Origin of the sequence: Micromonospora sp. LOL_023 (assembly GCF_048060115.1) — a bacterium.
Taxonomy (GTDB): Bacteria; Actinomycetota; Actinomycetes; order Mycobacteriales; family Micromonosporaceae; genus Micromonospora_E.
On sequence record NZ_JBHMIM010000009.1, the window covers coordinates 1 to 24717 of the forward strand.

Annotated in this window: 23 protein-coding genes; 13 read left to right on the top strand and 10 right to left on the bottom strand. The window is 70.0% G+C overall.

From position 1 onward, the window contains the following. From ACFHVL_RS06770 to ACFHVL_RS06780, 3 genes are all read right to left on the bottom strand, one after another. Positions 1–263, bottom strand: a 263-nt coding sequence (locus ACFHVL_RS06770; protein ID WP_416626262.1) for a glycogen/starch synthase, incomplete at its 3' end; no start/stop codon positions are given. A gap of 286 nt (positions 264–549) precedes the next feature. Beyond that, complete coding sequence (locus tag ACFHVL_RS06775) at positions 550–1461, bottom strand: DMT family transporter (RefSeq protein WP_416626264.1); 912 nt, start codon at positions 1459–1461, stop codon at positions 550–552. Between the two features lie 176 nt (positions 1462–1637). Then, positions 1638–2186, bottom strand: a complete 549-nt coding sequence (locus tag ACFHVL_RS06780) for a hypothetical protein (RefSeq protein WP_416626265.1) — start codon at positions 2184–2186, stop codon at positions 1638–1640. A gap of 158 nt (positions 2187–2344) precedes the next feature. Here ACFHVL_RS06780 and ACFHVL_RS06785 point away from each other — a divergent pair, with 158 nt between their 5' ends. The 3 genes from ACFHVL_RS06785 to ACFHVL_RS06795 all read left to right on the top strand — a co-directional run bounded on the left by ACFHVL_RS06785 (position 2345) and on the right by ACFHVL_RS06795 (position 5059). Beyond that, complete coding sequence (locus ACFHVL_RS06785; RefSeq protein ID WP_416626266.1) at positions 2345–3448, top strand: Vms1/Ankzf1 family peptidyl-tRNA hydrolase; 1104 nt, start codon at positions 2345–2347, stop codon at positions 3446–3448. A gap of 194 nt (positions 3449–3642) precedes the next feature. Then, positions 3643–4782: a SigB/SigF/SigG family RNA polymerase sigma factor gene (locus ACFHVL_RS06790; RefSeq protein ID WP_416626268.1), complete on the top strand. Its 1140-nt coding sequence runs from the start codon at positions 3643–3645 to the stop codon at positions 4780–4782. Between the two features lie 97 nt (positions 4783–4879). Further along, a complete protein-coding gene (locus ACFHVL_RS06795; protein ID WP_416626270.1) occupies positions 4880–5059 on the top strand; it encodes a hypothetical protein in 180 nt (59 codons plus the stop codon). A 78-nt stretch (positions 5060–5137) separates the two neighbouring features. Here ACFHVL_RS06795 and ACFHVL_RS06800 read toward each other — a convergent pair whose 3' ends face one another. After that, positions 5138–6148 (bottom strand): glucosyl-3-phosphoglycerate synthase, encoded by a 1011-nt coding sequence (locus ACFHVL_RS06800; protein ID WP_416626272.1) that lies wholly within the window; start codon positions 6146–6148, stop codon positions 5138–5140. Between the two features lie 161 nt (positions 6149–6309). On the opposite strand from ACFHVL_RS06800, the gene secA2 reads away from it, so the two are divergent. From secA2 to ACFHVL_RS06815, 3 genes are all read left to right on the top strand, one after another. Continuing rightward, positions 6310–8607 (top strand): accessory Sec system translocase SecA2, encoded by a 2298-nt coding sequence (secA2, locus tag ACFHVL_RS06805; RefSeq protein ID WP_416626274.1) that lies wholly within the window; start codon positions 6310–6312, stop codon positions 8605–8607. Positions 8608–8779: 172 nt separating this feature from the next. Next, complete coding sequence (locus ACFHVL_RS06810; RefSeq protein WP_416626276.1) at positions 8780–9514, top strand: GAF and ANTAR domain-containing protein; 735 nt, start codon at positions 8780–8782, stop codon at positions 9512–9514. A 92-nt stretch (positions 9515–9606) separates the two neighbouring features. Beyond that, a complete protein-coding gene (locus ACFHVL_RS06815) occupies positions 9607–10080 on the top strand; it encodes a DUF2231 domain-containing protein (protein ID WP_416626277.1) in 474 nt (157 codons plus the stop codon). A gap of 8 nt (positions 10081–10088) precedes the next feature. On the opposite strand, the gene ACFHVL_RS06820 is transcribed toward ACFHVL_RS06815, so the two are convergent. From ACFHVL_RS06820 to ACFHVL_RS06830, 3 genes are read right to left on the bottom strand one after another with little or no spacing between them, the layout of a single operon-like run. Further along, complete coding sequence (locus ACFHVL_RS06820; RefSeq protein ID WP_416626278.1) at positions 10089–10787, bottom strand: DUF305 domain-containing protein; 699 nt, start codon at positions 10785–10787, stop codon at positions 10089–10091. A gap of 3 nt (positions 10788–10790) precedes the next feature. Further along, positions 10791–12221, bottom strand: coding sequence for an IS607 family element RNA-guided endonuclease TnpB (tnpB, locus tag ACFHVL_RS06825; RefSeq protein ID WP_416626280.1), 1431 nt, complete (start codon positions 12219–12221; stop codon positions 10791–10793). Then, positions 12218–12793, bottom strand: a complete 576-nt coding sequence (locus ACFHVL_RS06830; protein ID WP_416626281.1) for an IS607 family transposase — start codon at positions 12791–12793, stop codon at positions 12218–12220. The genes tnpB and ACFHVL_RS06830 overlap by 4 nt, the downstream gene beginning before the upstream one ends. A gap of 191 nt (positions 12794–12984) precedes the next feature. Here ACFHVL_RS06830 and ACFHVL_RS06835 point away from each other — a divergent pair, with 191 nt between their 5' ends. Continuing rightward, the gene (locus tag ACFHVL_RS06835; RefSeq protein WP_416626282.1) at positions 12985–14490 is read left to right on the top strand and encodes an LVIVD repeat-containing protein; all 1506 of its coding nucleotides are present in this window, start codon (positions 12985–12987) and stop codon (positions 14488–14490) included. 301 nt (positions 14491–14791) lie between these two features. Here the strand turns inward: ACFHVL_RS06835 and ACFHVL_RS06840 are convergent, their stop codons facing one another. Both ACFHVL_RS06840 and ACFHVL_RS06845 read right to left on the bottom strand, forming a co-directional pair. Continuing rightward, positions 14792–15889, bottom strand: a complete 1098-nt coding sequence (locus tag ACFHVL_RS06840; RefSeq protein WP_416626284.1) for a cellulose binding domain-containing protein — start codon at positions 15887–15889, stop codon at positions 14792–14794. A 219-nt stretch (positions 15890–16108) separates the two neighbouring features. Continuing rightward, positions 16109–17032 carry an AEC family transporter gene (locus ACFHVL_RS06845; RefSeq protein ID WP_416626285.1) on the bottom strand — a complete coding sequence of 308 codons (924 nt, stop codon included), beginning with the start codon at positions 17030–17032 and terminating at the stop codon, positions 16109–16111. Positions 17033–17407: 375 nt separating this feature from the next. On the opposite strand from ACFHVL_RS06845, the gene ACFHVL_RS06850 reads away from it, so the two are divergent. The 3 genes from ACFHVL_RS06850 to ACFHVL_RS06860 all read left to right on the top strand — a co-directional run bounded on the left by ACFHVL_RS06850 (position 17408) and on the right by ACFHVL_RS06860 (position 19126). Beyond that, a complete protein-coding gene (locus ACFHVL_RS06850; protein ID WP_416626286.1) occupies positions 17408–17974 on the top strand; it encodes a winged helix-turn-helix domain-containing protein in 567 nt (188 codons plus the stop codon). Between the two features lie 148 nt (positions 17975–18122). Further along, on the top strand, positions 18123–18527 hold the full coding sequence (locus ACFHVL_RS06855) for a TraR/DksA family transcriptional regulator (protein WP_416626438.1): 405 nt from the start codon (positions 18123–18125) through the stop codon (positions 18525–18527). Between the two features lie 167 nt (positions 18528–18694). Continuing rightward, complete coding sequence (locus tag ACFHVL_RS06860) at positions 18695–19126, top strand: DUF2267 domain-containing protein (protein ID WP_416626288.1); 432 nt, start codon at positions 18695–18697, stop codon at positions 19124–19126. Positions 19127–19197: 71 nt separating this feature from the next. Here ACFHVL_RS06860 and ACFHVL_RS06865 read toward each other — a convergent pair whose 3' ends face one another. Next, the gene (locus ACFHVL_RS06865) at positions 19198–21645 is read right to left on the bottom strand and encodes a glycoside hydrolase family 3 N-terminal domain-containing protein (RefSeq protein WP_416626290.1); all 2448 of its coding nucleotides are present in this window, start codon (positions 21643–21645) and stop codon (positions 19198–19200) included. 392 nt (positions 21646–22037) lie between these two features. Here ACFHVL_RS06865 and ACFHVL_RS06870 point away from each other — a divergent pair, with 392 nt between their 5' ends. The 3 genes from ACFHVL_RS06870 to ACFHVL_RS06880 all read left to right on the top strand — a co-directional run bounded on the left by ACFHVL_RS06870 (position 22038) and on the right by ACFHVL_RS06880 (position 24683). Next, the gene (locus tag ACFHVL_RS06870; protein ID WP_416626291.1) at positions 22038–23057 is read left to right on the top strand and encodes a LacI family DNA-binding transcriptional regulator; all 1020 of its coding nucleotides are present in this window, start codon (positions 22038–22040) and stop codon (positions 23055–23057) included. 85 nt (positions 23058–23142) lie between these two features. After that, positions 23143–23421 carry a BatC protein gene (locus ACFHVL_RS06875; protein ID WP_416626293.1) on the top strand — a complete coding sequence of 93 codons (279 nt, stop codon included), beginning with the start codon at positions 23143–23145 and terminating at the stop codon, positions 23419–23421. Continuing rightward, positions 23418–24683: a cupin domain-containing protein gene (locus ACFHVL_RS06880; protein WP_416626294.1), complete on the top strand. Its 1266-nt coding sequence runs from the start codon at positions 23418–23420 to the stop codon at positions 24681–24683. Before ACFHVL_RS06875 ends, ACFHVL_RS06880 begins: the two co-directional genes overlap by 4 nt. The last annotated feature ends 34 nt before the right edge of the window (positions 24684–24717 follow it).

Below are 24717 nucleotides of genomic sequence, written 5' to 3' on the forward strand. Positions count from 1 at the left end.
GTGACGACGGTGACCTCGTGGCCGGCGTTGGCCAGGGCGACGGAGAGGGCGTGCACGTGCCGGCCCAGTCCTCCCACCAGCACCGGCGGGTACTCCCAGGACAGCATCAGGATCCGGCGTCGGCCATCGGCAGCGGCGTCACCGGCCGCGGGCCGGGGCGGGTGCGGTCGTGCAGTCGGGACCGGACGGCACAGACCGTCCTGGGTGACCAGTGCGTTGGCGAACTGATCGCCGACCCGCAGGGTCATCGCAATCTTCTCCATCCATTGGAACGTGTGCGGGTGTGCCGGCGCCGACGCCGGCAGGGCATGGTGCGGTTGCTGCGCGTGATGGCAGTGCAGGCCGACGGCCTGGTGGTGCGGAGGAGGTGGTGGCCGACGGCCGGGGTATCGGGGAGAGGCGCCGCGCAGCGGTGCGCGACGGGTCTCGCAGTCAAGCAAACGGCATGGAGCGCGGATTCGCATCCCGGAACCGGCCGGAGGTGACCGAAGACACGGCCGCTGGCGGTACCCGGTCGGTCCGGTCAGCGGCGGGGTGGCGCGGTCGCGTTCAGCGCCGACACAACGCCGGTGTGCGGGGCTGGCTCACCTTCGGCTCCACAGCGGTGCCGCCCCGGGGCGCGGCCGCCGGTGGCGACAGCAGCACGATGCCGGCGCTGGCGGCGCTGGCGGCGACCACCAGCAAGACCATCGCGAGCGGTCCGTCGCTGAAACGTTCGCCGAACAACACCACGCCGATCACGGCCGAGGCGACGGGGTTGGCCAGGGTGACCGTGGCCAGCGGGGCGCCGAGACCACTGCCCCGGTAGGCGAGTTGGGACAACAGCACACCAGCGATGGCCATCGCCGCGATGGCGGGCACCGTCGGGCTGAGCAGGGTGGCGGCTCCGGTGGCTTCGTACTGCCGGGTGACGGCGTGGGTCAGGGCCGAGGCGACCGCGAACGCCACCCCGGCACCGATGGCGTACATCAGGCTACGAGGCACCGTTCGTCGCACCATGGCCGTCCCGGCGATCATGGCGGTCAGCACGAGGGCACTGGCGATGATCAGCGTGGTGGTGTCGGCTGGGTCCATCCCGTCGCCGCTTCCCGGGACGGTCAGCATCAGCAACAGGAGCAACCCGACGATGGTCAGTGCGGCACCGAGCCACTGGCGGTTGGCGACGCGTCGGGCGGTGAACGCGGCCCCGATCGGCAGCGCCAGCACGAGGGTGAGTGCACCGAGTGGCTGTACCACCGACAACGGTCCGTAGGCCAGCGCGGCGACGTGCAGCAGGGCACCAAGGGCGTTGAGCGCGACGGAGAGCCACCAGCGGCGGGCCCGGAGCAGCGCGTGGAGCATCACGCGCCAGGGGGTACTCGCGCCGAGACGTACGGCGAGTCGCTCCTGGACGACCGCGCCGAGGGCGTAGGCGCCGGAGGAGGCCAGCGCGAAGGCGACGGAGATCAGCAGATGGGTCACGACCCGGCCTGTCGGCACGGCAGGTGCGTCATCGCTCCATGATCCCGTATCCGCAGCTTGCCGACCTCGGCCCGGCGGTGGTGGATCGACTCCGTCTCACGCAGTACTCCCCGCGATCAGGTCATCCATCAGGTGGAGGTGGCCATGAGGTGGATCACCCAGTGGTACCGGCAGGTTCAGCGCAACATGATCACAACTGCGACGAGCGCGAGGAGGGCGAGCACTCCGAGGACCGCCTGGAACAGCAGCGCGGGACCGAGATGCGACCGCAGGGTCGGGGTACGCGGGGTGAGGAACTGGCCGGTGGTCAGGTTGACGATCCGTTCGACCCGTGGCGGCAGCTCCGGGTCCTTCTGCCGGCGGACCGTGACCTGAACGTGGTCGGCGGGGTCGAGGGCGCTCTGCGGCACGTGCCCGTGGATCTCCATCTCGCACAACACGCCACTGGTGTCCCGGATGTGCAGCGGGGTGACCAGGTACTCGGGCCCGGTACGAAGGTCCTTCCACTTGCGCCGGGCGGCGGAGGAGCCGCTGCCGGCCAACCGTACGGAGGACAGGGCGGCGCTCAGCGTCCGGATCACCCCGGCGGCGGCGAGGACACCGATCAGTACCGGTTGGCCGACTTTGATCGGCCGTGAGTAGCCGGCTACCAGACGTACCACATGTCCGGTGATGATCGGTCCGGGTCGGTGTGCGGCGCGCTCCGGGAAGAGCTCGGGATCCATCTATCACCACCGAATGTTTGCGCTTGTTCACGCATTGTATCTATGGATCAGCGTGAATGCCATGAATGAATGGGGCTCATGGGGCGATTGTGGGCTTGATCTGCGGTGATTTGGGAGGCAAGCCGGGTATGTCGGCGTGGAGAGGAGGGGGTACTGGCATGGATCTATCATTTCTGCGGCCGCTGTACGCCCGGCCCGGACCGTGGGCGTCGGTCTATCTCGACGCCTCACATGACACCGAGGACGCGGCGGAGGCACTCGAGTTGCGCTGGCGGGCCCTTGCCGCCCAGCTCGGCGACCGGGGTGCCGATCCGGCGACGATCACCGCCCTGGGCTCGTCCGTGCTGCGGCACGTGCCCCGCTCCGGTGAGTACGGCCTGGCGCTGAGCGCCGCCAACGGCGAGGTGGTCCTGCACGACTACCTTCCCGCGCCGCCCCAGCGGGACCTCGCGGCGGTGGGACCGCTTCCGCACGCCATGCCACTGGTCGCCCACCGCGGCGAGGAGATCAGCTGGATTCGGGTGCTGGTCAGCCGGACCGGTGCCGAGATCGACGCGGTCAGTGCCGGTGGTCTGCCCCGGCAGCTGGGCGTCGACGGTTCGGCGACACAGCCGATCCGCAAGGTCAAGCCGGGTGCCTGGTCCCAGGCGCGGTTCCAGCGCGCGGCCGAGACGACCTGGCATCGCAACGCCGGAGAGAGCGCCGCCGCCACCGCGGCGCTCGCTGAGCAGGTGGGCGCGGAGATACTGGTCGTGGCCGGTGACCCGCAGGCACGGCAGTTGCTCATCGGTCGGCTGCCGCAGCACTGGCAGTCACGTACCGTGCAGGCGGATGTCGGATCCCGGGCGGTGGGGGCCGACCCGGAGCCGTTGACCGAGTCGACCATCCGGGCGATAGCCGAGGTGGCGGCCAGGCACACCGATCAGGCGCTGGACCGGTACGGCTCTCAGCACGGTCGTGGCGACGGACTGCCGGCGGTCATCGGTGCCCTGCAACGGGCCCAGGTCGAGACGATGCTGCTGGTCGACGATCCGTCCTCCACGCAGCGGGTGTGGATCGGGCCGGAACCGACCCAGATCGCGCTGGACCCCACCCAGTTGACGGCCATGTCGGTCGCCGAACCGCGTGAGGTGCGCGCCGACGCGGCACTGCTGCGGGCGTTGGCCGCGACCGACGCGGATCTGGTGCTGGTCGGCCAGGAGGCCGAACTGGACGGCGGCGTCGGCGCGGTCCTGCGTTACGCGGACCCGGTCACGGGTTGACCGGTCGTGGGTCCGCTGACCGCGCACCCGTGGAAATTTCGCGGCATTTAGCGCCTATGGATTGGGTTGTGTCGTCACTGGCAGTAAGGTCCGGCGTAGGGAGTGGCGGCCCGGCAAGGGGGGACCTGACCGGCGGCCCGCGCCCTGGATACCGGAACGCGTAGCTCGAAGCCGGATTACCCGGGAGGGGCGGAATGTCCGGACCGAAACGTACTGCGACTCGATCAGAACACGCACTGGAAGACCTGGACGGTGCCGCCCTGTCATACGCTGCCCGGTTCGCCGGTCAGCCGGAAAGCCGGCGTCGAGATCTCCGGGAGGAACTGGTTCAGCTCGCGCTGCCATTCGCCGGTCGGCTGGCCCGCAGGTACCGGGGTCGTGGCGAGCCGTTGGAGGATCTCGAACAGGTGGCTCGACTCGGCCTGGTGAAGGCGGTCGACCGCTACGATCCGGAGCGCGGCTCCTTCACCGCCTATGCGGCGGTGACCATCACCGGTGAGATCAAACGTCACTTCCGTGACCGGACCTGGGGCGTGCACGTACCGCGCCGGCTCCAGGATCTCACCATCGAGGTCAGCCAGGCGACCGCGGTGCTGACCAGCGAACTGTCCAGGTCGCCGACGGTCGCGGAACTGGCGGCGCGCCTGGAGACCTCCGAAGAGGACATCCTGGCCGCGTTGGAATCGGCCGCCGGCTACACCCCGGCCTCGCTCAACGGCCCGGTCGGAGACGACGGTCCGGCCGAACTCGGTGACATGTTCGGTGCCCTCGACGCGGACCTGGAGTCGGTTGACGACCGGCTCACCGTCAGTGGCCTGCTCTACCGGCTGCCTGCCCGGGAACGCCGCATCCTCGCGATGCGCTTCTACGGCAACTACACCCAGTCGGACATCGCCGCCGAGTTCGGCATCTCCCAGATGCACGTTTCACGTCTGCTGTCGCGCACGCTGACCTGGCTGCGTCAGGCGATGCTGACCGACGCCCCACCACGCTGGGAGTCCGGGGGGGTCGGCCAGGGCGACACCGCCGAGACCCTGACGATGTCGGTCGAGCGCACCGCCGGAAAGATTCTGGTCGGAGTCCACGGTGAGCTGGACCGCGACGCCGCCGAGCGGGTGCGCGTCGGGCTGACGGAGGCGGTCTGCACCGCCGGAGACGACGAGGTGCTCGTCGACCTCGACGGAGTGGGGTTCATCGACGCCGCCGGCATTGCCGCGCTGCTGGCCAGCCACGAGGCGGCCCGCCGGGCGACGGTCCGGTTGCGGTTCGCCCGCGCGCAGCCGTACGTACGGCGGAGCCTCACGGTGGCCGGGCTGTCCCCGTTGTTCGGCTGAGCGCACCGGCACCACCGACGACCGACCCGTCCCCCGTTCGAGGGAGAGTCGTTCGCCGTGCCGTCTCGCCAGCGTCTCCACTCGTAACCTGCCCAGCGTGAAGCAACGTGGGAATCGTCTGGTGGCCGCGGTCGTAGCCGGTGCCGTGACGTTCGCCTTCGGCATCTCCGGCGCCGGTGACGACACGTCCAACTCGGGCGCGATCGCCCTGGTCGGGGTGATCGTCGGACTCGTCGTGTTCAGCGCGACCAAACCGAGCGCCGGCAGCAAGAAGTAGCCCGGTGGCCCCGGCGGCGACACCACTGGGGCAGTTCGGATCGCCGGTGGCGGTGGGAATCAGCCCGCCGCCGACGATTCAACCGCTGGTCGCCGTCGCGAGGGACCGGCGGTGCTGACCGAGCGGAGGGCGCTCCTGGACCGACACGTCACTGACCACGATCTCCCGTTCCAGGCTGCTCATCGCGGCCGCGTCTCCCCGCCGGAACTGGGTGAGCAGACTCCCCGGCGGGCGTTCGGAGATCACCCATCCCTTGTGGTAGAGCCGGGACCACGCGGTCAGCAGGATCTGGGCGGACATCCGGCCCAGCGCCTCGGTGCTCTGGTGCCGGTGCCGTCGCTCGCCGAGATCGACCTGGGCGAGCGCGTCGAGGCCACACAGGTCGAGCAGGTCGATCAGCATCGCGGTCTCCACCCCGTACCCCGACACGAACGGGATCTGTTCCAACACCGACCGCCGTCCGGCGTACTCGCCCGCGAGTGGCTGGACGAAACCAGCGAGGTCGGGCCAGAACAGGTTGAACAGCGGTCTGGCCATGATCTCGGTGACCCGGCCACCCGCGTCGGCCTCGACGTCGGTCGAGCGCACCAGCGGGCGGTGGTAGAAGCCCTTGACGAAGGTCACCGAATCGTCGGTGAGCAACGGTCCCAGCAGCCCGGTGACGAACGCCGGCTGAAACTCCCGCAGGTCGGCGTCGACGAAGGCGACCAGGTCGCCGTCGGTCGCGGCCAACCCGGACCACAGTGCGTCGCCCTTGCCTTCCAGCCGAGGTAGTCCGCGGGTCATCTCGTCCTGTCCAACCACTCGGGCGCCGGCCGCGACCGCAACGGCCGCCGTCGCGTCGTGCGACCGGGAATCGACCACCAGTACGTCGTCGACCAGCGGCACCCGCTCCACCAGATGCTCCCGGATCGACCGGACGATCGGACCGACGGTGGACTCCTCATTGCGGGCCGGGAGGACGACACTCACCCGCCGTCCGTCCTTGGCCATGGCCAGCTCCCACGGCGTCCACCGCCCCGCCACGGCGGTACGCCGGGCGGCCCAGTCACCCACCGTGGGAGCGATGGTCGTTCGCGCGTACCCCATGATCCACCCCCGTGCCGACGGTCAAACCGCTACCGGCTACCCGCCGTGACCACGGGTATGCCTGAACGGGGTCGGTGGCACCGCCGCAAGCCACACCGACCCGACGATCCAGGGCCGGGCGGGGCACCGTGCCGTCGGCGCGTCGCGTAGCGTTGACCGTCATGGGTGTGTCGCAGCGTCTGAAGAGTCGGTTCCGGCGTTTCCTCCAGCGGCCGGGCAGCACGGTCGATCTCGCGCCGTTGGCGAAGTTGCTTCCCGCGATCGCCGCGCGCGAGGAGGACCTACGCGCGCTGGACGACGCCGAGCTGACGGAGGCGGCCGCCCGCGCCGTCGAGTTCGTCGACGTCTGCGCCTTGGGGCGCGAGGCGGCTCGCCGGGCCATCGGCGAGCGGCCGTTCGATGAACAGCTGCTCGGTGCGATGTCGCTACTGGCCGGCAAGGTCGCGGAGATGGCCACCGGCGAAGGTAAGACCCTGACCGCCACCGTCGCCGCGTACGGGCACGTGCGTCGGGGCAACGGGCCGGTGCACGTGCTGACGGTCAACGACTACCTGGCGCGTCGTGACGCGGAGTGGATGGCCCCGGTGTACACGCTGCTCGGCCTGTCGGTCGGCTGGGTCACCGAGAGCAGCACCCCCGCGCAGCGGCGCCAGGCGTACCAGCAGGACGTCACCTACGTCTCGGTGAGCGAGGCCGGTTTCGACTTTCTCCGCGACCAGTTGGTGACCGATATCGCCGACCGGGTCCAGCCCGCCATGTCCACGGCGATCGTCGACGAGGCCGACTCGATCCTCATCGACGAGGCGCGGGTGCCGATGGTCCTGGCCGGTGCGGTCGCCGGCGAGCAGGATCCGGTGCACACCGCGGCCGCGCTCGTGCGGGGTCTGCGGCCGGGCCGAGACTTCGACGTCGCCGACGACGGCCGCAGCGTGGCGTTCACCACAGACGGGCTGGCGGCGGTCGAGGCCAAGCTGGACGGCATCGACCTGTACGCCGACGACAACGTGGCCCAACTGTCCGCGGTCCACGTCGCACTGCACGCGCACGCCCTGCTCAAGCGCGACGTCGACTACATCGTCCGGGACGGTGTGGTCGAGTTGGTCGACGAGATGCGTGGGCGGGTGGCACAACGCCGTCGGTGGCCGGACGGTCTGCAGGCCGCGGTCGAAGCCAAGGAGGGGCTCAACGCCACCGCGGAGGGCGAGGTACTCGCCACCATCACCGTGCAGGCCTTCGTGGCGACGTACCGCACGCTGTGTGGGATGACGGCCACCGCGGTCCTGGTCGGCGACCAGTTGCGGGAGTTCTTCAAGCTCGAGGTGGCGGTCATCCCACCGCACACGCCGTGCGTCCGCGTCGACGAGCCGGACCGGATCTACGCCACCCGCGCCGAGAAGGACGAGGCGCTCGTCACCGAGATCAAGGCGGCCCACGCCACCGGCCGGCCGGTGCTGGTCGGCACGCTGGACGTCAAGGAGTCGGAGAGCCTCGCGACGGCGCTCGGCGAGGCGGGGGTGCCCTGCGCGGTACTGAACGCGAAGAACGACGACGAGGAGGCGGCGATCATTGCCGAGGCCGGTGCCCTCGGCACGGTGACGGTCTCCACCCAGATGGCCGGTCGGGGCGTGGACATCCGGCTGGGCGGAAGCGACCAGGCAGACCGTGACCAGGTGGCTGAGCTGGGCGGGCTCCTCGTCATCGGCAGCGGCCGGCACGACAGCCGGCGGGTCGACAACCAGCTGCGCGGCCGGGCCGGCCGTCAGGGTGACCCGGGCGGCTCGATGTTCTTCGTGAGTCTGGAGGACGACCTGGTCGTCCGGCACGCTCCGGATGCGATTCCGCCCTCGCCGAAGATGACTCCCGATGGCATCGTCCAGGACGATCAGGTGGACTTCGCCATCGAGTACGCCCAACGGATCGCCGAGGGTGTCGACTACGAGATCCACCGCAACACCTGGCGGTACAGCGTGGTGATCGAGCAACAGCGCAAGGCGTTGGCCGAGCGGCGCGAGCGGCTGCTCACCACGGAGATCGCCGCGCTGATGCTCATGGAGCGGCTCCCGGACCGCTGTGCCGAGATGGACGAGGACCTGTTGTCCCGGGCGGCGCGGACGATCGCCCTCTACCACTTGGACCGGCTCTGGGCCGAGCACCTCGCGGAGCTGTCCGAGGTCCGGGAGGGCGTGCACCTGCGGGCGCTCGGCCGGCTCGACCCGCTCGACGAGTTCCACCGGTCGGCTGTCCCCGCGTTCAACCAGCTGATCCCGGAGATCGAGGCGCGTACGGTCGCGACGTTCACCGAGACCGAGTTCGACGAGGACTGGCAGCCCGACGACGCGCAGCTGGTACGACCGAGCGCGACCTGGACGTACCTGGTACACGACAACCCGTTCGGGTCCGAGCTGGACCGGCTGATCTCGTCGGTGGGGCGACGCCTCGGCGGCAGCGGCCGGGGCTGAGGCGACCGTCGGAAATCGGGCACGCCAGACGGTGGCCGCCGGTAGGCTCGGCCGGCTGCCGGTGGTTGCCGAGCCTCGCCCGCCGGCGCGGATGACGGGAGTGACGAATGGCTGTGGTACCCGCCGGCACCGGTGGGACGCCTACAGCGGCGGTCGGACCGGTGCTGGCGCCGTGAGCCGGCCCGACCAGGTCGGGAACAGCCGGCTTGCGGTTCTGGAGATCGCCGCGACACTGCGCGAGCTGACTGCCGGGATGATCCGCTGTACGGACTTCGACCAGGCGCTGCAGCATCTCGCCCTGACCACCAGGTTCGCGTTGCCTGGGCTCAGCTACGCCAGTGTCTGTATCCTGCGTGCCGGCCAGCCTGCGTCGGTAGCGGCCTCCGACCCGTTGATCAAGGATCTCGACGAGCTGCAGTACGCGGCGGACGGGCCGGCGATGACCGCGATCAGGGACCGGGAGATCGTGCTCGTCACCTCGCTGGCCGAGACGTCGCGCTGGCCGGACTGGAGTCCGGCGGCGGTCGACGGTGGGATTCGTGCCGTGTTGTGCGCACCGGTCGACGTCGACGACGAAGTGATCGGCTCGATCAATCTCTACGCCGACCGCGACGGTGCTCTCGCTGATGGTGAACAACTCACGGCGATGCTGCTCGCCGAACACGCCGGGCTGCTACTCGGCGCGGTGCGCGACCGTGGGGGTGACCAGCGAGGTTCCGACCTGGCTGGCGACGGTTGGCACGACAGCGACCTGATCGGCCCGGCGATCGGCATCGTGATGACCCAGCGGCGCTGTCGGGCCGGAGAGGCACTCGACGTGCTGCGCGACGCCGCGCAGGCGACCGCGATACCGCTGTCCGAGGTTGCCGAGCGATTGGTCGCCTCGGTGCAACGCCTCGACGGCTGACCGGCTGCTGGCGACGGCGTTTCTCCGGCGCGATACTCGGGTAGTGCCGTTCACCACGACCGGTGTGACCAGTGGGGGAGGCGGGACGGCCGATGCGAGGGCAGTCAGGTGGGTCCGGCCATCCGCTGCAGCCGATGCTGGTCACGCTACCGTTCGGGCTGTTCGTCTGCGCCACGTTGTTCGACGTCTCCGCCGTGGTGGGAGCACCGCGGCTGTTCGGTGAGGTCGGTTACTGGACCGCCGTCGCCGGACTCGCGGCGATGGGGCTGACCACCGCGGTCGGCTTGATCGATCTGTGGGACGAACCGGCCGGGCAGACCAGGTCGGCGCTCGTCCGGTTCAATCTGATCAGTGGCGGGATGGCGGCGGTTTTCCTGATCGTCTGCCTGATCCGCAACTCCAGTCCGACGCCGCAGTCCGGGATCGCGTTGCTGCTGGTCGAGCTCGTCGGGCTTGCCATCGGCGGTCTGGCTCTGCGGTACGGAACGGCCCTGCTGCGCTACGCCGGGGACGCCGCGGCCGCCGGGGAGCGTGCGCCTGTGCTCGACGCGCTCGCCCGGCGGTAGGTGCCCGATCACATGTCGATCAGGTCACGCATTCTGTCGATCTCGATTGCCTGCTCAGCGGCGATCGCGGTGGCGAGTTCCTCGATCGTCAGATCACTGCCGCCGATGAGTACTCGGGTCGACATGTCGACCGCGCCCTGATGGTGCTCGGACATCATTTCGACGAATCGCCGGTCGAACTCGGTTCCTCGGGTGGCGGCCAGTGCCCGGGCGGCCTGCTCGGTCTGCATGCCGGGCATCGTCTGGTGATCGTGGTCGCCGGCGGGCAGGTCCCGCTCCCGCAGCCAGTTCCGTAGGACGTCGATCTCAGCGGACTGGCCAGACCGGATCCGGTCCGCGAAGGCGCGGATCCCGGGGCTGTCGGTGCGGGTGACGGCGAGCGTCGCCAGCTGAACCGCCTGAGTATGGTGTGGAATCATCATCTGGACGTACCAGGTGTCCAGCGAGTTGTACTGCGGCGGGTCGATGGCCACCTGCGAGCCCGGCCGGATCTCGGACTCCTCGCCGGGTCGGCCCGGCAGGATCACCGGCGGATCGCTGCCGGCTCCGGCGGTGGTCGGCCCGGTGGCACCCGGGCCGGTCGCACTGTCGTCGGTGGTCGATCCACTCAGGTGGACGACGGTCGCGACCAGTGCGACCACCACGGTGATCCCGATGGCGGCAGCCAGTCTCCGACGCGTGCTGTGCCGCTGCTGGAGCATGGGCATCCGTTACCTTTCGGTGAGCAAACGTGCCTCATGATTGGCAGTCGTCCGTTGCCGGGCGACGTTGACCGGATGAACCGGTCTTGACGCTTCACGGCCCGCCGCCCCGCCTGCGGATGCAGGTCTTACGGGTCTTACGTAGGCTCCACGTCCTGTTTTTACGTCGCCCGGCAACTCCAGGTCGACGTGCCGCACGAGCGCGGCAAGATTACGTGCCGCGTTGACGTCCCGGTCCAGGGACAGTCCGCACGCGGTGCAGTGGAACACGCGTTCGGCCAACGACAGCTTGGGTTTCACCGTCTCGCAGGCGGAGCACGTCTTGGAGCTGGGGTACCACCGGTCGGCGACGCACAGCGTGCTGCCGTACCAGCCGGTCTTGTAGCCGAGGTGCCGTCGCAGCGTCGCCGGGGCGGCGTCGGTCAGGGACCGGGCCAGCTTGCGGTTGCGGACCATCCCGGCCACGTGGAGGTCCTCGACCACGACCGTGGTGAACCGCTGCGCCAGGCGGGTGGTGAGGTGGTGCCACGAGTCGGCGCGGACGGCCGAGACCGTGGCGTGCAGTCGAGCCACCGCGTCCTGTGCCCGCCGCCACCGGTTGGACGCGGTCCGTTCGCGTCTGGCCTGCGGGTCGTAGGGGCCGATCCGCCGGGCGGCCCGGCGTTGGGCCTTGCCGAGTTTGCGCAACGCGGCCTTGAACGGCGCCGGGTTCGGCACCATCTCACCGGTGGACAGCACCGCCAGATGTTGGATCCCGGCGTCCACCCCGACGACCCGGCCGGCTTTCGGCGCGTGCGCCGGCCGCCTTCCGACCGTGCGTCCGACCGCGACCTGGAACGAGCAGAACCACCTGCCGGCGGTCTCGGTGACCGTGGCGGACAGGATCGTCGCGGTGCCCGCCCGTACCCGGCGGGCCAGCTTGCGGGTCGACTCGTGGGTGCGGACGCGACTCAGGCGGGGCAGCACCACGTGCCGGTGGCCGGGGTCGACCCGGATCGCGCCCGTGGTGAACCGGGCCGACCTACGGCCGTTTTTCTTTTTGGCACGGGGCCAGCCCACCCGGCGGCCCTTGCGGGTGCCGGTGCGTGACGCGTGCCAGTTGCCCAGTGCCGCGGACAGGTTCGCCAGGCCGGTGTTGAACGCCTCCTTGGAACACTCCGCCCACCACGGCGCCACCCACTGCTTGATCTCGTTCCAGGTGCGTCGCAGGTCCGGCAGGGACCAGCCCTGCCACGGCGTCAGGTCCGCCTCGGCCACTGCGTAGCTGGCCTCGGCGGCGCGCTGTGCCTTCACCGCGCTTACCCGCGCCAGCATGTGGTTGTACACGAACCGGGCCGCGCCGGTGTTCCGGCGCAGACCGGCAACCTGTGCGTCACTCGGTTCGAGGGCGAACCGGTACGCCTGCACGGTCCAGCCAGCCGGCGGCTCGTACCGCTTCACGACCCGTCCTCGGCGGTGGCGGCGGCCACGGCACGGCTGGCCCGGTTCGCCGCCGCGCGGCGGCCGTACAGCCGGGCGCAGAACCTGGTGAGGATCTCCGTGACGTCCCGCACGAGGTCGTCGTCCACCTCGGCCGGATCGACCACCACCAGCTGACGGCCCTGCGCGGCCAGCGCCGCCTCAATGTACTCGGCACCGAACCGCGCGAACCGATCCCGGTGCTCGACCACGATCGTCGACACGGCCGGGTCGCGCAGCAGCCCGAGGAACTTCTTGCGCCGCCCGTTCAACGCGGACCCGACCTCGGTCACCACCCGCGCGACGGCCATGTCCCGCTCGGTGGCCCAGGTTGTCACCCGAGCGACCTGCCGGTCCAGGTCGGCCCGCTGGCCGGCCGACGACACCCGGGCGTAGACGGCGACCTGACCCTGCCGGGCGTCGCCGGTCACCTCCACCATGATCGTGCCGGACGGAAGACGCCGAGCGGGCACCGGCATGGTCCCCTCGCGGAACCAGCGGTACGCGGTCTGCGGGTGCACATCGTTACGGCGCGCCCACTCGGCAAGCTTCACCAGACGATACTAACACTCACAAATTCGCATATTTGATCACGGAAGAGAGTGAGCAGTTGTCAGCCCCCGGCGAGAAATGCCGCGATTATATCTGCTCAGCTAGATAGATCGATGTGATGACAGTCACATCGATCGCGGGAACTCGGCGGTATCGTCGTCTCATCATCAATCCCTTTCGAAGGGTGCCGCACATGATCAAACGCTCCCCACAAGGGCCGCGGCAGTTGCGGACCGTTGCGGTGACGGCGATCGCCGTCCTGCTCGGCAGCACCGCGATGGCGACTCCGAGTCACGCCGGAACACCGTTCGATGTCGACTGCACCGACACCACCGACGCGCTGGCGATCGAGCTGTGTCTGGCGCAGCCCAACTCCTCCGCCGTTGACGACCCCGGCCTCGGCGTCGATGAGATCGACAGCAGCCCGAACCTGCGCCAGATCGCCAACCTGCCGAAGTCCGCGCCGTTCGACACCGAGTCCGCACTCAACTCCGACCTGGCCTTCCAGGGCAGGTACGCGTTCGTCGGCAACTACAACGGCTTCGTGATCTACGACATCGCGAACCCGCGTAGGCCCCGGCTGGTGTCGCAGGTGGTCTGTCCGGGCGCGCAGAACGACATCACGGTCCACGGCGACCTGCTCTTCCTGTCGACCGACTCCTCCCGAAGCGACGACTCGTGCGCGAGCGCCTCGCAGTCGGCCTCGGTCAAGGAGTCCTGGGAGGGCATGAAGATCTTCGACATCCGGGACAAGAAGAATCCGCGATACATCAAGTCGGTCGAGACGAACTGTGGATCGCACACGCACACCCTGGTGCCGGCGAAGGACCACCGCTCGGTCTACCTGTACGTCTCCTCGTACAGCCCGTCGGCGAGCTTCCCCGACTGCCAGCCCCCGCACGACCTGATCTCGATCATCAAGGTGCCGTTGCGGAAGCCGACCGACGCGGCGGTGATCGCCACTCCGAACCTCTTCCCGGACGGCGGCAATCCCGGCGGCAACGGCAGCTCCACGACCAGCGGCTGCCACGACATCACCGTGTACCCGCAGAAGGACCTCGCCGCCGGCGCCTGCATGGGCGACGGTGTCCTGCTGGACATCGCCAACCGGGAGGCGCCCCGGGTGATCCATCAGGTCAGGGACACGACCAACTTCGCGTTCTGGCATTCGGCGACGTTCAACAACTCGGGCACGAAGGTGGTGTTCACCGACGAACTCGGGGGCGGTGGCGCGGCGACCTGCAACGCGACGATCGGCCCGGATCGCGGCGCGAACGCGGTCTACGACATTACCGGCAAGGGTGCCTCCCGCACGCTCGTCTTCCGCAGCTACTTCAAGATCCCCCGGACCAACGGTCCGACCGAGAACTGCGTGGCCCACAACGGTTCGCTCATTCCGGTGCTGGGTCGCGACATCATGGTGCAGGCGTGGTACCAGGGCGGCATCTCGGTCTGGGACTTCACCAACTCGGCCGAACCGGTGGAGATCGCCTACTGGGAGCGCGGTCCGGTCTCCGACACCCGGATGGTCACCGGTGGGCCCTGGTCGACCTACTACTACAACGGTCACATCTACTCCAGTGACATCCAGAAGGGCCTGGACGTGCTGGAGATCAAGGACTGGCGTACGGCCAGCGCCAAGCTGGTCCGGATGCCTGAGCTGAACGTGCAGACCCAGTCCTGGTATCTCAGCTGGTGAGTCCGCTGTTCGATCGGTAGCTCGGTACGGTCGGCCCGACCCGCCACCACGATGGCGGGTCGGGCCGACCGGACTCTGGCCGCCGCGTCATCCAGGGCTGCCAGGCGACTGTGACGGTGACCGACACCGGTGGTGTCGGTCGGATTCTTCGGTAGCGGCTCGGCCGGCGCGTTGCCCGCTGGCGTGAGCGCTGAACGGTTCGCCCTACAGCTGACTGCGCTGGAGGATCCGTACCGTCGGGTGTGGTGTGATGGTCCCGAGCACCACACCACCGACCCGTCAGATCGATCCGGTGCGCGGGTCAGGGCGTCGCGCAACTCACCGTCGGCGTCGGGTTGCTCTGCTGCCAACTGGCCAGAAGACCGAAGGTGGTGGCGCCGTTCGGGGCCAGCGTCGCGTTCCATCCGACGTCGGTGGCGGTGACCGTCGCGCCGGTCTGCCTGACGGTGGCGTTCCAGGCCTGGTTCACCTGTTGACCGCCGCTGTACGTGAGTTGAACGGACCATCCGCTGAGCGCGGTGGTGCCGATGTTGCTGACGGTGACCTCGCCCTGGAAACCGCCGGACCACTGGCCGACGACCCGGTAGGCCGCGGCGCACGAACGCTCCACCGGCGGTGCCGTGGTGGGCGGTGCCGTGCTGGGCGGCGTACTGGGACTGGGCTGTCCGCCGGTCAGCGCCGCGGTCAGTGCCGGGTACCACCGGTCGGAGATCTTCTGGTCGCCGGCTGCGTTCGGGTGTACGCCGTCGTAGGTGTCGGTGGTGGTGCTGAAACCGGTCCACTGGTCGACGACGACCACCGGCGACTGGCTGGTGTGCTTGCCGGCGGCCCAGCCCGGCATGGCGGCGTTGAGCGCCGCCACCCGCTGAGCGCACCCCCCGCAGGTGGCGGGGGCCATCGGGATGAGCTGGGCGACCAGCACCGTCATCGCCGGGTTGCTAACGCGCATCTGGTCCACCAGCCGGTCGTACGCCGCCAGGATCGATTCCGTCGTCCGGTTGCTCCACACGTCGTTGGTGCCGAAGTGCATGAGCACCACGTCCGGGCGGGTCGCCGACAGCCAGGTGGGAAGCTGGTTCTGGGCGGCCACGGTGGTGACGAGCGCCCCGCCGTGGCCTTCGTTGTCGCCGTCGTACGGCAGCCCACAGCCCTGTGGACCGAGGGTGCCGACGAAGTCGACGTCGCGGTATCCGGTGTTCTGCAGCTGATTCCACAGGTCGGCACGCCAACAGCCCGGCGAGCCGGTGATGGAGTCACCGAGTGGCATGATCCGGGTCGTGGCGGCAGCGGCGGGTGCGGGTGCGGCGGTGCCGGCCGGGACCGCTCCTACCGCAGCGATGATCGCGGTGAGGCCTGCGGCCAGCGCGCGGGCAAGGCGACGTCGGGGTCTACCGGGCATGGGTCTCTCCTGTCGCGACGATGAGCGGACGGTGCTGTCAGACCTCGGTCCGGTCACCGGCAACGGGTGCGGTACGCCGAGGTTCGGGAGTCCGCGGCCCGGCTCCGCCTACATTGAAGCAATTGGATGCGGTCCGGGCAATGTCGCTGATCTTGTTCCGGCTGGTGTCTCACCTGTCGCCCGGACGTCGAGATGACGGACGGGTGGTTTCGGTCGGCGTCAGCCGAGCAAGGCCGAGATCAGCAGCAGAGTGCCGGCGGTGGCGATGGTGGACAGCACGACGGCATCGCGGGCCAGTCGTTCGCCGCGGTGGTACTGGGTGGCGAAGATGAAGACGTTCTGTGCGGTGGGTAGCGCGGCGGTGACCACTGCGGCGAGTAGCGCCGGCCCGGTCAGGCCCACGCCGTGCCGGCCGATCAGGTACGCCGCGACGGGCTGACCGACGACCTTGAGGGCGACCGCGGTGACGCGTTCCACGGACTGGGCTCCGGCGGCGAGTGGCCGGCTGCCGGGTAGGGACATGCCCAGGGCGAGTAGGGCGAGCGGCACCGCTGCGGCGCCGAGCAGTTCGAAGGGGCGCAGGATCTCGGCTGGCGGATGCCAGTCGGCCAAGGCCACCGCCAGCCCTGCCCCGGACGCGATCATGATCGGGTTGCGCGCCGGCAGCGACAGCAGCCGTCGAGCCGAGGGGCGTCGGCCGCCTGCGGTGAGGTCGAGTACCGCGAACGCCGTCGGGGCGGCGACGAGTACCTGGAACAGCAGGATCGGTGCGACCACCGAGACATCGTTCAGCACGTACGCGGCGACCGGTGTGCCGAGGTTGGCGGCGTTGACGTAGGACGCGCCGAGCGTGCCGATGGCGACCTCGCCGGCGGGCCGGCGCCACCACCAGCCGGCTACCGCAAGGTAGCTCGCGGCGACCACGATGGTACTCAGCAGGTAGACGCCGAACGCCGGGGTGAACACCTGCGCAGGGGTGGTGGTCGACAGGGTGGTGAACAGCAGCGCCGGGGTGGCGATGAGGAACGCCAGGCGGGCGAGAACCGTCGTGGCGTCCGGACCGAGCAACTCGTACCGGCTGATCAGGTACCCGATCAGAGTGACCGACCAGATAGCGGCGAACCCGGCGAGGATGACGCGCATGTGATCATCCTGCCCGGTCGCCGTTAGCACTCAGAACGGGTATTCAGCGCAAGCAATCGATTACGCTATGTTTGTCAATCATCACATTTACGCAACGCCGTCTGGTATTGACCGCGGCCTCCCGGGACGGCAGCATCGGCGCGTACGGGCTCGGGCGCACCAGTGTCTGCTGTGTCCGGTGCAGGCCGCCCTGTCCCAACCGGGACGCCCTCGCGTACGGAGACCAGACGGCTGCGGGAACCCCCACCTCAGCCGGCACTGCCTAGGAGGACCATGTCGGTCAGCCCTGCCTCGCCACGCGCCGGCTGGTCCGCCACGCCGCCATCCGGAGCTGCTCGGCCACCCGCGGCGCCCCGTCGGGGTGCGGGTCCGGTCATGGCGACCGTCACCGTCACCGTGTCTATTCCACTCGCCGCGGGCGAGGGTGCGTTGTCGCCGTCCGCACGGCGGCTGCTGGACGCCGCCCGAGAACTCGTCGAACAGGGCGAGGCGACGGTGCAGCTGCCCCCGGGTGAGCTGTGGCGCGGCGACGTCGAGGCGGTGGACCCGATCGGGGTCGCCGGGGAGCCGGATCAGTTGTTCCTTCGAGCCGCCGCGGCCAGCCGGGGCGAAACGACCGGGCGTACCGCCACGGTCACGGAGCCCGAGCTGCACGTCATGGTCGCCTCGCGGACCGTGCTGCTGGACGGGCAACCGTTGCCACTGACCCGGCTCGAGTTCGACCTGTTGCTGCACCTGGTGCAGAACCCACGCCGGGTGTACACCCGGATGCAACTGCTCGCCGCGGTGTGGGGTTACGAACACACCGGCGTTCGCACCGTCGACGTCCACATCCGCCGACTACGGGTCAAAGTCGGAGAAACGCCGCTGGTCACCACGGTCTACGGAGTTGGCTACCGGCTCGCCGACGAGGTGCGGGCCACCATCGATCCGGCCGGCTGACCTGGCACGGACCGATCGGCGGATCGGAGCGGTTTGCCGGCCGGTATCCCCGGGTAAGACGCGATCTTCGCGGCGGATCGCCGATCGGCTCGTTCATGCCGGTGGCCGGCACGCCGTACTCGATCTGAAGGGGGATGGGCGCATGCTGATGCATGACGTGGAACAGCGGGCCGGTCTGGGCACCGCGGTCGCCGCCGACAGCGACCGGATTCGTACCGCGTTGACCAGTCGGTACGAGGAGCTCACTGCCGAGTACGAGCAGGCGATCACGCAGAGCCAGCTGCTGCGGCTGATCGAGGGGGGCGACACCGCTGGCGACGATCAGGTCGACAGCGGTACCAAGACCGCCGAGCGGGACGCCGCGCAGTCGCTCATCCGGACCATCCTGGAACGCCGTACCCAGTTCGAGCACGCGCTCGCCCGACTCGCCGCCGGTGACTACGGACACTGCGAGGGCTGCGCCGCCCCGATCCCGCTGGAGCGGCTGGAGATCTATCCGGCGGCCACCACCTGTGTCACCTGCAAGGCCTCGCGGGAGCGGCGGACGGCCTGACCCGCCAACATGGCGCTCCCGCGTCGGAGTCCGAGCGGTGCTCGCGGCAGACGTCAACGACGGCGCTCACCCGGCAGGAATGGTCACGTTCATCCTCGACCGGGCGATGATGGGTGCGCCTTCCCCCCCGTACTTGAACACGTCGAACACGAACCGGGGGTACTAGCATGGCGACCGCCCAGCTTTCCGCGATCGACAAGACCGTGGACAAGACGAACACGCTGCTCAGGGAGATCGAGCAGGAATTCGGTTGGCCGGCGCACCGGCGCCAGCAGTCCTACGCCGCGCTCGCGGCCGTGCTGCACGCGTTGCGTGACCGGCTGCCGTTGGCTGAAGTGGTGCAGTTGGGAGCACAATTCCCGACGTTGGTGCGGGGGCTCTACTACGAAGGCTGGGACCCGGCCACGACGCCAGCTAAGCTCGACCGCGCCGGGTTCGTGGCCCGGGTCCGTCGGAACTTCCAGTACGACGTGGAAGGCGGTGCCGAGCAGGTGGTCGTGACTGTGAGTCAGGTGCTGCGGCGACACGTCAGCGCCGGTGAATGGCGCGACGTCCAGGCCACCCTGTCGGCGGACCTACGCGGACTGATAGCTGCCTGACGCCACCGTCCGCGCGGTGGCCGGTACGGGCGGTCGGCGTGCCGGCACCCGGTCGGCGCCAGCGGGTGCGCTCACCGCAGCGTTACCCGCGTGGTCAGCCTGCGGCGGTGGTCGACCTGACGGTACGGGCCCACCAGCCGTAGCGGAACCTGGTAGCGGGTCGCGGTGCTCGACGTGGCGAGCCGCAGGCGCAGGTCGCCGGGCTCGACGATCCGACGCCCGTCGCGACCGGTGAAACAGGACAGGTCGGCGGACACGTCGAACTCGACCTGGCGGGCCTGACCCGGTTCGAGCGAGACCCGGGCGTACCCGATCAGCCGGGCGACCGGGCGGGTCACCTGAGCAACCGGATCGTGGAGGTACAACTGGACGATCTCGTCGCCGGCCCGGTCGCCGGTGTTGCGGACCTCGACCGATACGCGAACCGCACCGTCGGTGCCGATCTCGACCGCAGCGGTGTCGTCGGGATCCGCCGCCGAGCCGTCGACGAGCGGTGGTGACCACTCGAACGACGTGTAGGACAACCCGTGTCCGAACGGGAATAGCGGGCTGGGGTCGACCTTGCTCACCTCGGTCTGGTGGCCCAGCGGCGGGCTCAAATAGCTGGCCGGCTGCCCACCGGGCAGCTGTGGCACGGCGATCGGTAGCCGGCCCGACGGGCAGACCCGGCCGCTGAGTACCCCGGCGACCGCCGGGCCGCCCTCCGCACCGGGGAAGAACGCCTGGACCACTGCGGCGAGCCGGTCGGCGTAGCGGCCCAGCGCGTACGGCCGCCCTGCCAGCAGCACGAGCACCACCGGCGTGCCGGTGGCGACCAGCGCCTCGACGAGCTCGCCCTGCCGCCCGGGAAGCTCCAGGTCGGTGGCGTCGCAGCCTTCTCCGGAGGTGCCGTTTCCGAACAAGCCGGCCCGGTCACCGACCACAGCCACGCAGACGTCGGCACGGGCGGCGGTGTCTGCGGCCACCACCATGCCCGGGGTGTCCTGCCCGTCCACCGGGCCGGTGGAGACATGGTCGATCTGTGCGTCGGGCAGCTCGGCGCGCAGCGCGGCGAGGACGGTCCGCATGTGAGGGTCGCCGGCAGCGGCAGCCGGGGTGGTGCCGACGTGGCCGGGGAAGGTGTAGCAGCCGAGCAGGCCGGTGACCGAGTCAGCCAGCGGCCCGACCACGGCGACCCGCGCCTGTGGTGGCAGTGGCAGACTGCCGTCGTTGGCCAGCAGCACCACCGATTCCTCGGCGAGTCGGCGGGCCAGTGCCCGGTTCGCCGGCGAATCGAGGTCGATGTGCGCCGCGCCGTCGTTGACGAGCGCGGGTGGCGTCGGATTCCAGTGCGGATCGAGCAGTCCGAGTTCGCACTTCTGGCGGAGCACCCGGGTGACCGCCCGGTCGATCACGGACTGCGGCACCGCGCCCGCACGGACCGCTTCGACGAGCGGGCTCCCGTAGCAGCGGACCGCCGGGAGCTCGACATCGACCCCGGCGGTGAGCGCCAGCGCGGCCGCGCCGGACGGGCCGTCGGCCACCCGGTGCAGCAATTCGAGGAAAGACACGCCGAAGTAGTCGGCCACCACCGTGCCGGTGAATCCCCACCGCCCGCGCAACAGGTCGGTGAGCAGCCCGCCGTCCGCAGCCGCCGGGACACCGTCGACTTCGGCATAGGAGTGCATCACCGAGCGGGCTCCGCCGTCGCGTACCGCCATCTCGAACGGGGGGAGCAGTACGTCGGCGAATTCCCGCGGGCCGACCGAGACCGGGCCGAAGTTGCGGCCGGCGCGCGAGGCCGAATATCCGGCGAAGTGCTTCAACGTCGCCACGATGCCCGTCGACTCCAGACCCCGCACATACGCCGTGCCGATCGTCGCGACGAGGTAGGGATCCTCGCCGATGGTCTCCTCGGTCCGGCCCCAGCGTGGGTCCCGGGCGACGTCGAGCACCGGTGCCAGGCCCTGGTGCACTCCGACCGCGCGCATGTCCTGTCCGATCCGGGTGGCCATCTGCGTCACCAGGTCCGGGTCGAAGCTGGCACCCCAGGCGAGTGGTGTCGGGTAGACGGTGGCCCCCCAGGTCATGAAGCCGGTGAGACATTCCTCGTGTACCAGCGCCGGGATGCCGAACCGGTTGCCGGCGACGATTTCGGCCTGCAGCCGGGCCAGCGTGTGGGCTCCGTCGGTAGGGGTCACCGCGGCGGTGCCGAATGGTCGGGTCAGCTGGCCCAGCCCGGTGTGCAACAGATCAGCCCAGTCGACCGTGTCGTCGACCAGATCGTGCTGCAGGGGGGCCATGTCGTCGACCGTGGCGTTCGCGCCTCGCCAGAAGCTGTACAACTGTGCGATCTTCTCTGCCAACGACATCCGATGGAGAAGGTCGAAGACCCGTTCGTCGACCGGGAGGCCGGGATCGCGCCAGGGAGCGGACCCGGACCCGGTTCCGCCTGCTGCCGGACCGGTCGCACCGCCCGGATGGCGAGCCAGGCCGATGCTGGTCACGCTGACGTCCGGGGCGTGGTCCTTGCTGCTCACAGGCAGTCTCCTGTCGGTCGTCGCCGGCCAGCCTGGTCCCTGCACCCCCGGGCCACCCGACCATGCTTTCCGCCATGTTTCCGGAAATTTGCGGTCTCGTCGAGGTCCATCGGTCGACAACTTGCGGGCATTGTCCCCGGGTATGATCGCGCCGTTGGGCATACTGGGGCACTAGTGGTGGGGCCGGCCCGCCCGGGTGTGGCAGCTGGAATTTCGGAACAGTTCCGCAAGGTGTCGGTGGCGGGTCGAGGCGGGAGGCGACGGCCCGGTGGCGCTGCGGTCGATGCCGGTCGCTCTTTCCTGCGGCAAGATATGCCCGGAGCCGACGTGCCGTCGCCGGACCGTCCGGCACACCTACGGCCGTACCCTGGAGCCTCGACGAAGGAGCTGCCGTGACGGTCGACGAAGGACGCAGGATCACGATCACCGCGATCGCCCAGGAAGCGGGCGTCTCGGTGCCGACCGTGTCGCGGGTGCTCAATGGCCGCAATGATGTCGCACCGCAGACCCGCGAGCGGGTCGAGGAACTACTGCGCCGGCACGGCTACCGGCGGCGGGCCACCCGGTCACGGGCTGGCGCCAGCCTCATCGACCTCGTCTTCAACGACCTCGACAGCCCCTGGGCGGTGGAGATAATCCGAGGAGTGGAGGACGTCGCCCACGCGGCGGGCGTCGGCACCGTGGTGTCGGCCATCCACCGCCGGTCCACCTCGACCCGCCAGTGGCTGCAGAATCTGCGCACCAGGGCGACAGACGGGGTCATCCTGGTCACCAGTGAGTTGGCACCACCACTGCACACCGAGCTCCGCCGGCTCAACGTGCCGATGGTCCTGGTCGACCCCGCTGGCGTTCCGAGCCTGGACATTCCCACCATCGGCGCCACCAACTGGGCAGGCGGGCTGCGGGCGACCGAGCACCTGATCGCACTGGGGCACCGGCAGATCGGCTTCATCGCCGGCCCGCCCCGGCTGCTGTGCAGCCGGGCCCGCCTCGATGGGTACCGGGCGGCACTGGAAGCGGCGGAGCTTCCACTGCGCTCGGAGTACGTCGTCCCCGGCGACTTCTATCACGATTCCGGCTTCGGCGGGGCCGCCGCCCTGCTGGCACTCGATGACCGGCCGACCGCGATCTTCGCCTCCAGCGACCAGATGGCCCTCGGGGCCTATGAAGCACTGCGCCAACGTGGCCTGCGGGTGCCCGACGACGTCAGCGTGATCGGGTTCGACGACCTGCCGGAGGTACGGTGGTCGTCGCCGCCGCTGACCACCGTGCGCCAGCCGTTGGCTGAGATGGGCCTGCTGGCGGCTCGAACGGTGCTGCGGCTGGCGCAGGGCGAGCCGCTGGACACCCCACGGGTGGAACTCGCCACCGAACTGGTCGTGCGCGACAGCTGCGCGCCGTTGCGAGGTTAGTGGCAGTCCCTGGCGGGTACCGGTGTCGGGCACGATCGCACCGTCGCACGGACCGGCGGGCGTCGACCAACCCGCAGGGGGCAGCATGAAACTCGACGACGACGACATTCGTAGCACCGGGTCGGCCAGCGGGCATGGTCCTGCCGACGGCGGGGCCAATCCGGCTGGTCACGATGGCGGTGCCGACGGCGAGGCCGCACCGGCGGCGGAGGAAGGTATGGCCGACGGCGGGGCCAATCCGGCTGGTCACGATGGCGGTGCCGACGGCGGGGCCGGGCCCAAGGCCCGGGAAGGTATGGCCGACGGCGGGGCCAATCCGGCTGGTCACGACGGCGGTGCCGACGGCGGGGCCAACCGGCGTTGATCGATCGCACCGACCTGTCCTCCGGTACGCCGGGCGGCGTGACCCACCGCCCGGCGTTGGCCCGCTGCGTCGCGATGGAACCGGCGAAGTTCGCCGCCGCGCACTGGGGTCGGGCCCCGCTGCTGTCCCGGGCAGGCGACCTGGCCAACCCGGCCGGGTTCACCGATCTGCTCGATCGGGCCGCCGCCGACGAGTTGCTCAGCCGCCGCGGGCTGCGTACCCCGTTCCTCCGGATCGCTCACGACGGTGAGGTACTGGCGGAGGCGATGTACACCGGCAGTGGTGGCGCCGGTGCCGAGATAAGCGACCAGGTCCTGGATGAACGGGTGCTGAGCCGGTACGCCGATGGGGCCACCCTCGTCCTGCAGGGTCTGCACCGGCTCTGGCCGCCGATCGTCGACTTCACCGGTGAGCTCGCCGGCGTACTGGGACAACCGCTTCAGGTCAATGCCTACCTCACGCCTGCCGGCAACCAGGGTTTCGCCACCCACTACGACACCCACGACGTGTTCGTCCTGCAGGTCCAGGGTCGGAAGCGGTGGCGCGTCCACGAGCCGGTGCTGACGGACCCGTTGCCCCGGCAGACCTGGTCGGGGCGGGCTGACGAGGTGGCCGCCCAGGCCGACTCCGCACCAGCGTTGGACACCGTTCTCGAACCCGGCGACACGCTCTACCTGCCCCGCGGGTGGCTGCACAGCGCCGCCGCCCAGCAGGATGCTTCGCTGCACCTCACCGTCGGAGTACGGGCATGGACCCGGTTCACCCTGGTGGAGACGCTGCTGGACCTGGCGGTGGACGATCCGCGGCTACGCGCGTCGCTGCCCTTTGGCGTCGACGTGAGTGACCCGGCCGGGATCGAGCCCGAGGCGACCGAGACGATCGCCGCGCTGCGCGACTGGCTGAACACCGTGACGTCGCAGCGGATCGCCGCGGAACTACGCCGTCGGAGCTGGTCGGCCACCCGTCCGGCCCCGCTGCGCCCCTTGGAACAGGCCGAACTGATCCGCGATCTGACCGCCGACAACCGGATCACCCGCCGGCCGGGGCTGCGCTGGCGGCTGTCGGCACAACCCGACGGTCCGGTCGACCTTCAGGTGTTCGACCGTACGATCAGCTTTCCGTCGCAGTGCGTCCCAGCGCTGCGGGCCGTGCTGGAGTCCCCCGGCGTGCGGGTCGGTGACCTGCCGGGCCTCGACGGCGACGCGGACCGGTTGGTGCTCGCGCGTCGGCTGCTGCGCGAAGCGATCGCTGTCGGCGGCTGAGCACCGCCGGGTCGCGATGGCCGCGCCGGCGGTC

What these genes read in the sequence shown, in the direction of transcription:
- ACFHVL_RS06875 (WP_416626293.1), top strand. Translation starts at nt 23,143, where the DNA reads ATGAAACTCGACGACGACGACATTCGTAGCACCGGGTCGGCCAGCGGG.
- ACFHVL_RS06820 (WP_416626278.1), bottom strand. Translation starts at nt 10,787, where the DNA reads ATGCCCATGCTCCAGCAGCGGCACAGCACGCGTCGGAGACTGGCTGCC.
- ACFHVL_RS06835 (WP_416626282.1), top strand. Translation starts at nt 12,985, where the DNA reads ATGATCAAACGCTCCCCACAAGGGCCGCGGCAGTTGCGGACCGTTGCG.
- ACFHVL_RS06840 (WP_416626284.1), bottom strand. Translation starts at nt 15,889, where the DNA reads ATGCCCGGTAGACCCCGACGTCGCCTTGCCCGCGCGCTGGCCGCAGGC.
- ACFHVL_RS06845 (WP_416626285.1), bottom strand. Translation starts at nt 17,032, where the DNA reads ATGCGCGTCATCCTCGCCGGGTTCGCCGCTATCTGGTCGGTCACTCTG.
- ACFHVL_RS06800 (WP_416626272.1), bottom strand. Translation starts at nt 6,148, where the DNA reads ATGGGGTACGCGCGAACGACCATCGCTCCCACGGTGGGTGACTGGGCC.
- ACFHVL_RS06780 (WP_416626265.1), bottom strand. Translation starts at nt 2,186, where the DNA reads ATGGATCCCGAGCTCTTCCCGGAGCGCGCCGCACACCGACCCGGACCG.
- ACFHVL_RS06790 (WP_416626268.1), top strand. Translation starts at nt 3,643, where the DNA reads ATGTCCGGACCGAAACGTACTGCGACTCGATCAGAACACGCACTGGAA.
- ACFHVL_RS06815 (WP_416626277.1), top strand. Translation starts at nt 9,607, where the DNA reads ATGCGAGGGCAGTCAGGTGGGTCCGGCCATCCGCTGCAGCCGATGCTG.
- ACFHVL_RS06860 (WP_416626288.1), top strand. Translation starts at nt 18,695, where the DNA reads ATGGCGACCGCCCAGCTTTCCGCGATCGACAAGACCGTGGACAAGACG.
- secA2 (WP_416626274.1), top strand. Translation starts at nt 6,310, where the DNA reads ATGGGTGTGTCGCAGCGTCTGAAGAGTCGGTTCCGGCGTTTCCTCCAG.
- ACFHVL_RS06855 (WP_416626438.1), top strand. Translation starts at nt 18,123, where the DNA reads ATGCATGACGTGGAACAGCGGGCCGGTCTGGGCACCGCGGTCGCCGCC.
- ACFHVL_RS06785 (WP_416626266.1), top strand. Translation starts at nt 2,345, where the DNA reads ATGGATCTATCATTTCTGCGGCCGCTGTACGCCCGGCCCGGACCGTGG.
- ACFHVL_RS06850 (WP_416626286.1), top strand. Translation starts at nt 17,408, where the DNA reads ATGGCGACCGTCACCGTCACCGTGTCTATTCCACTCGCCGCGGGCGAG.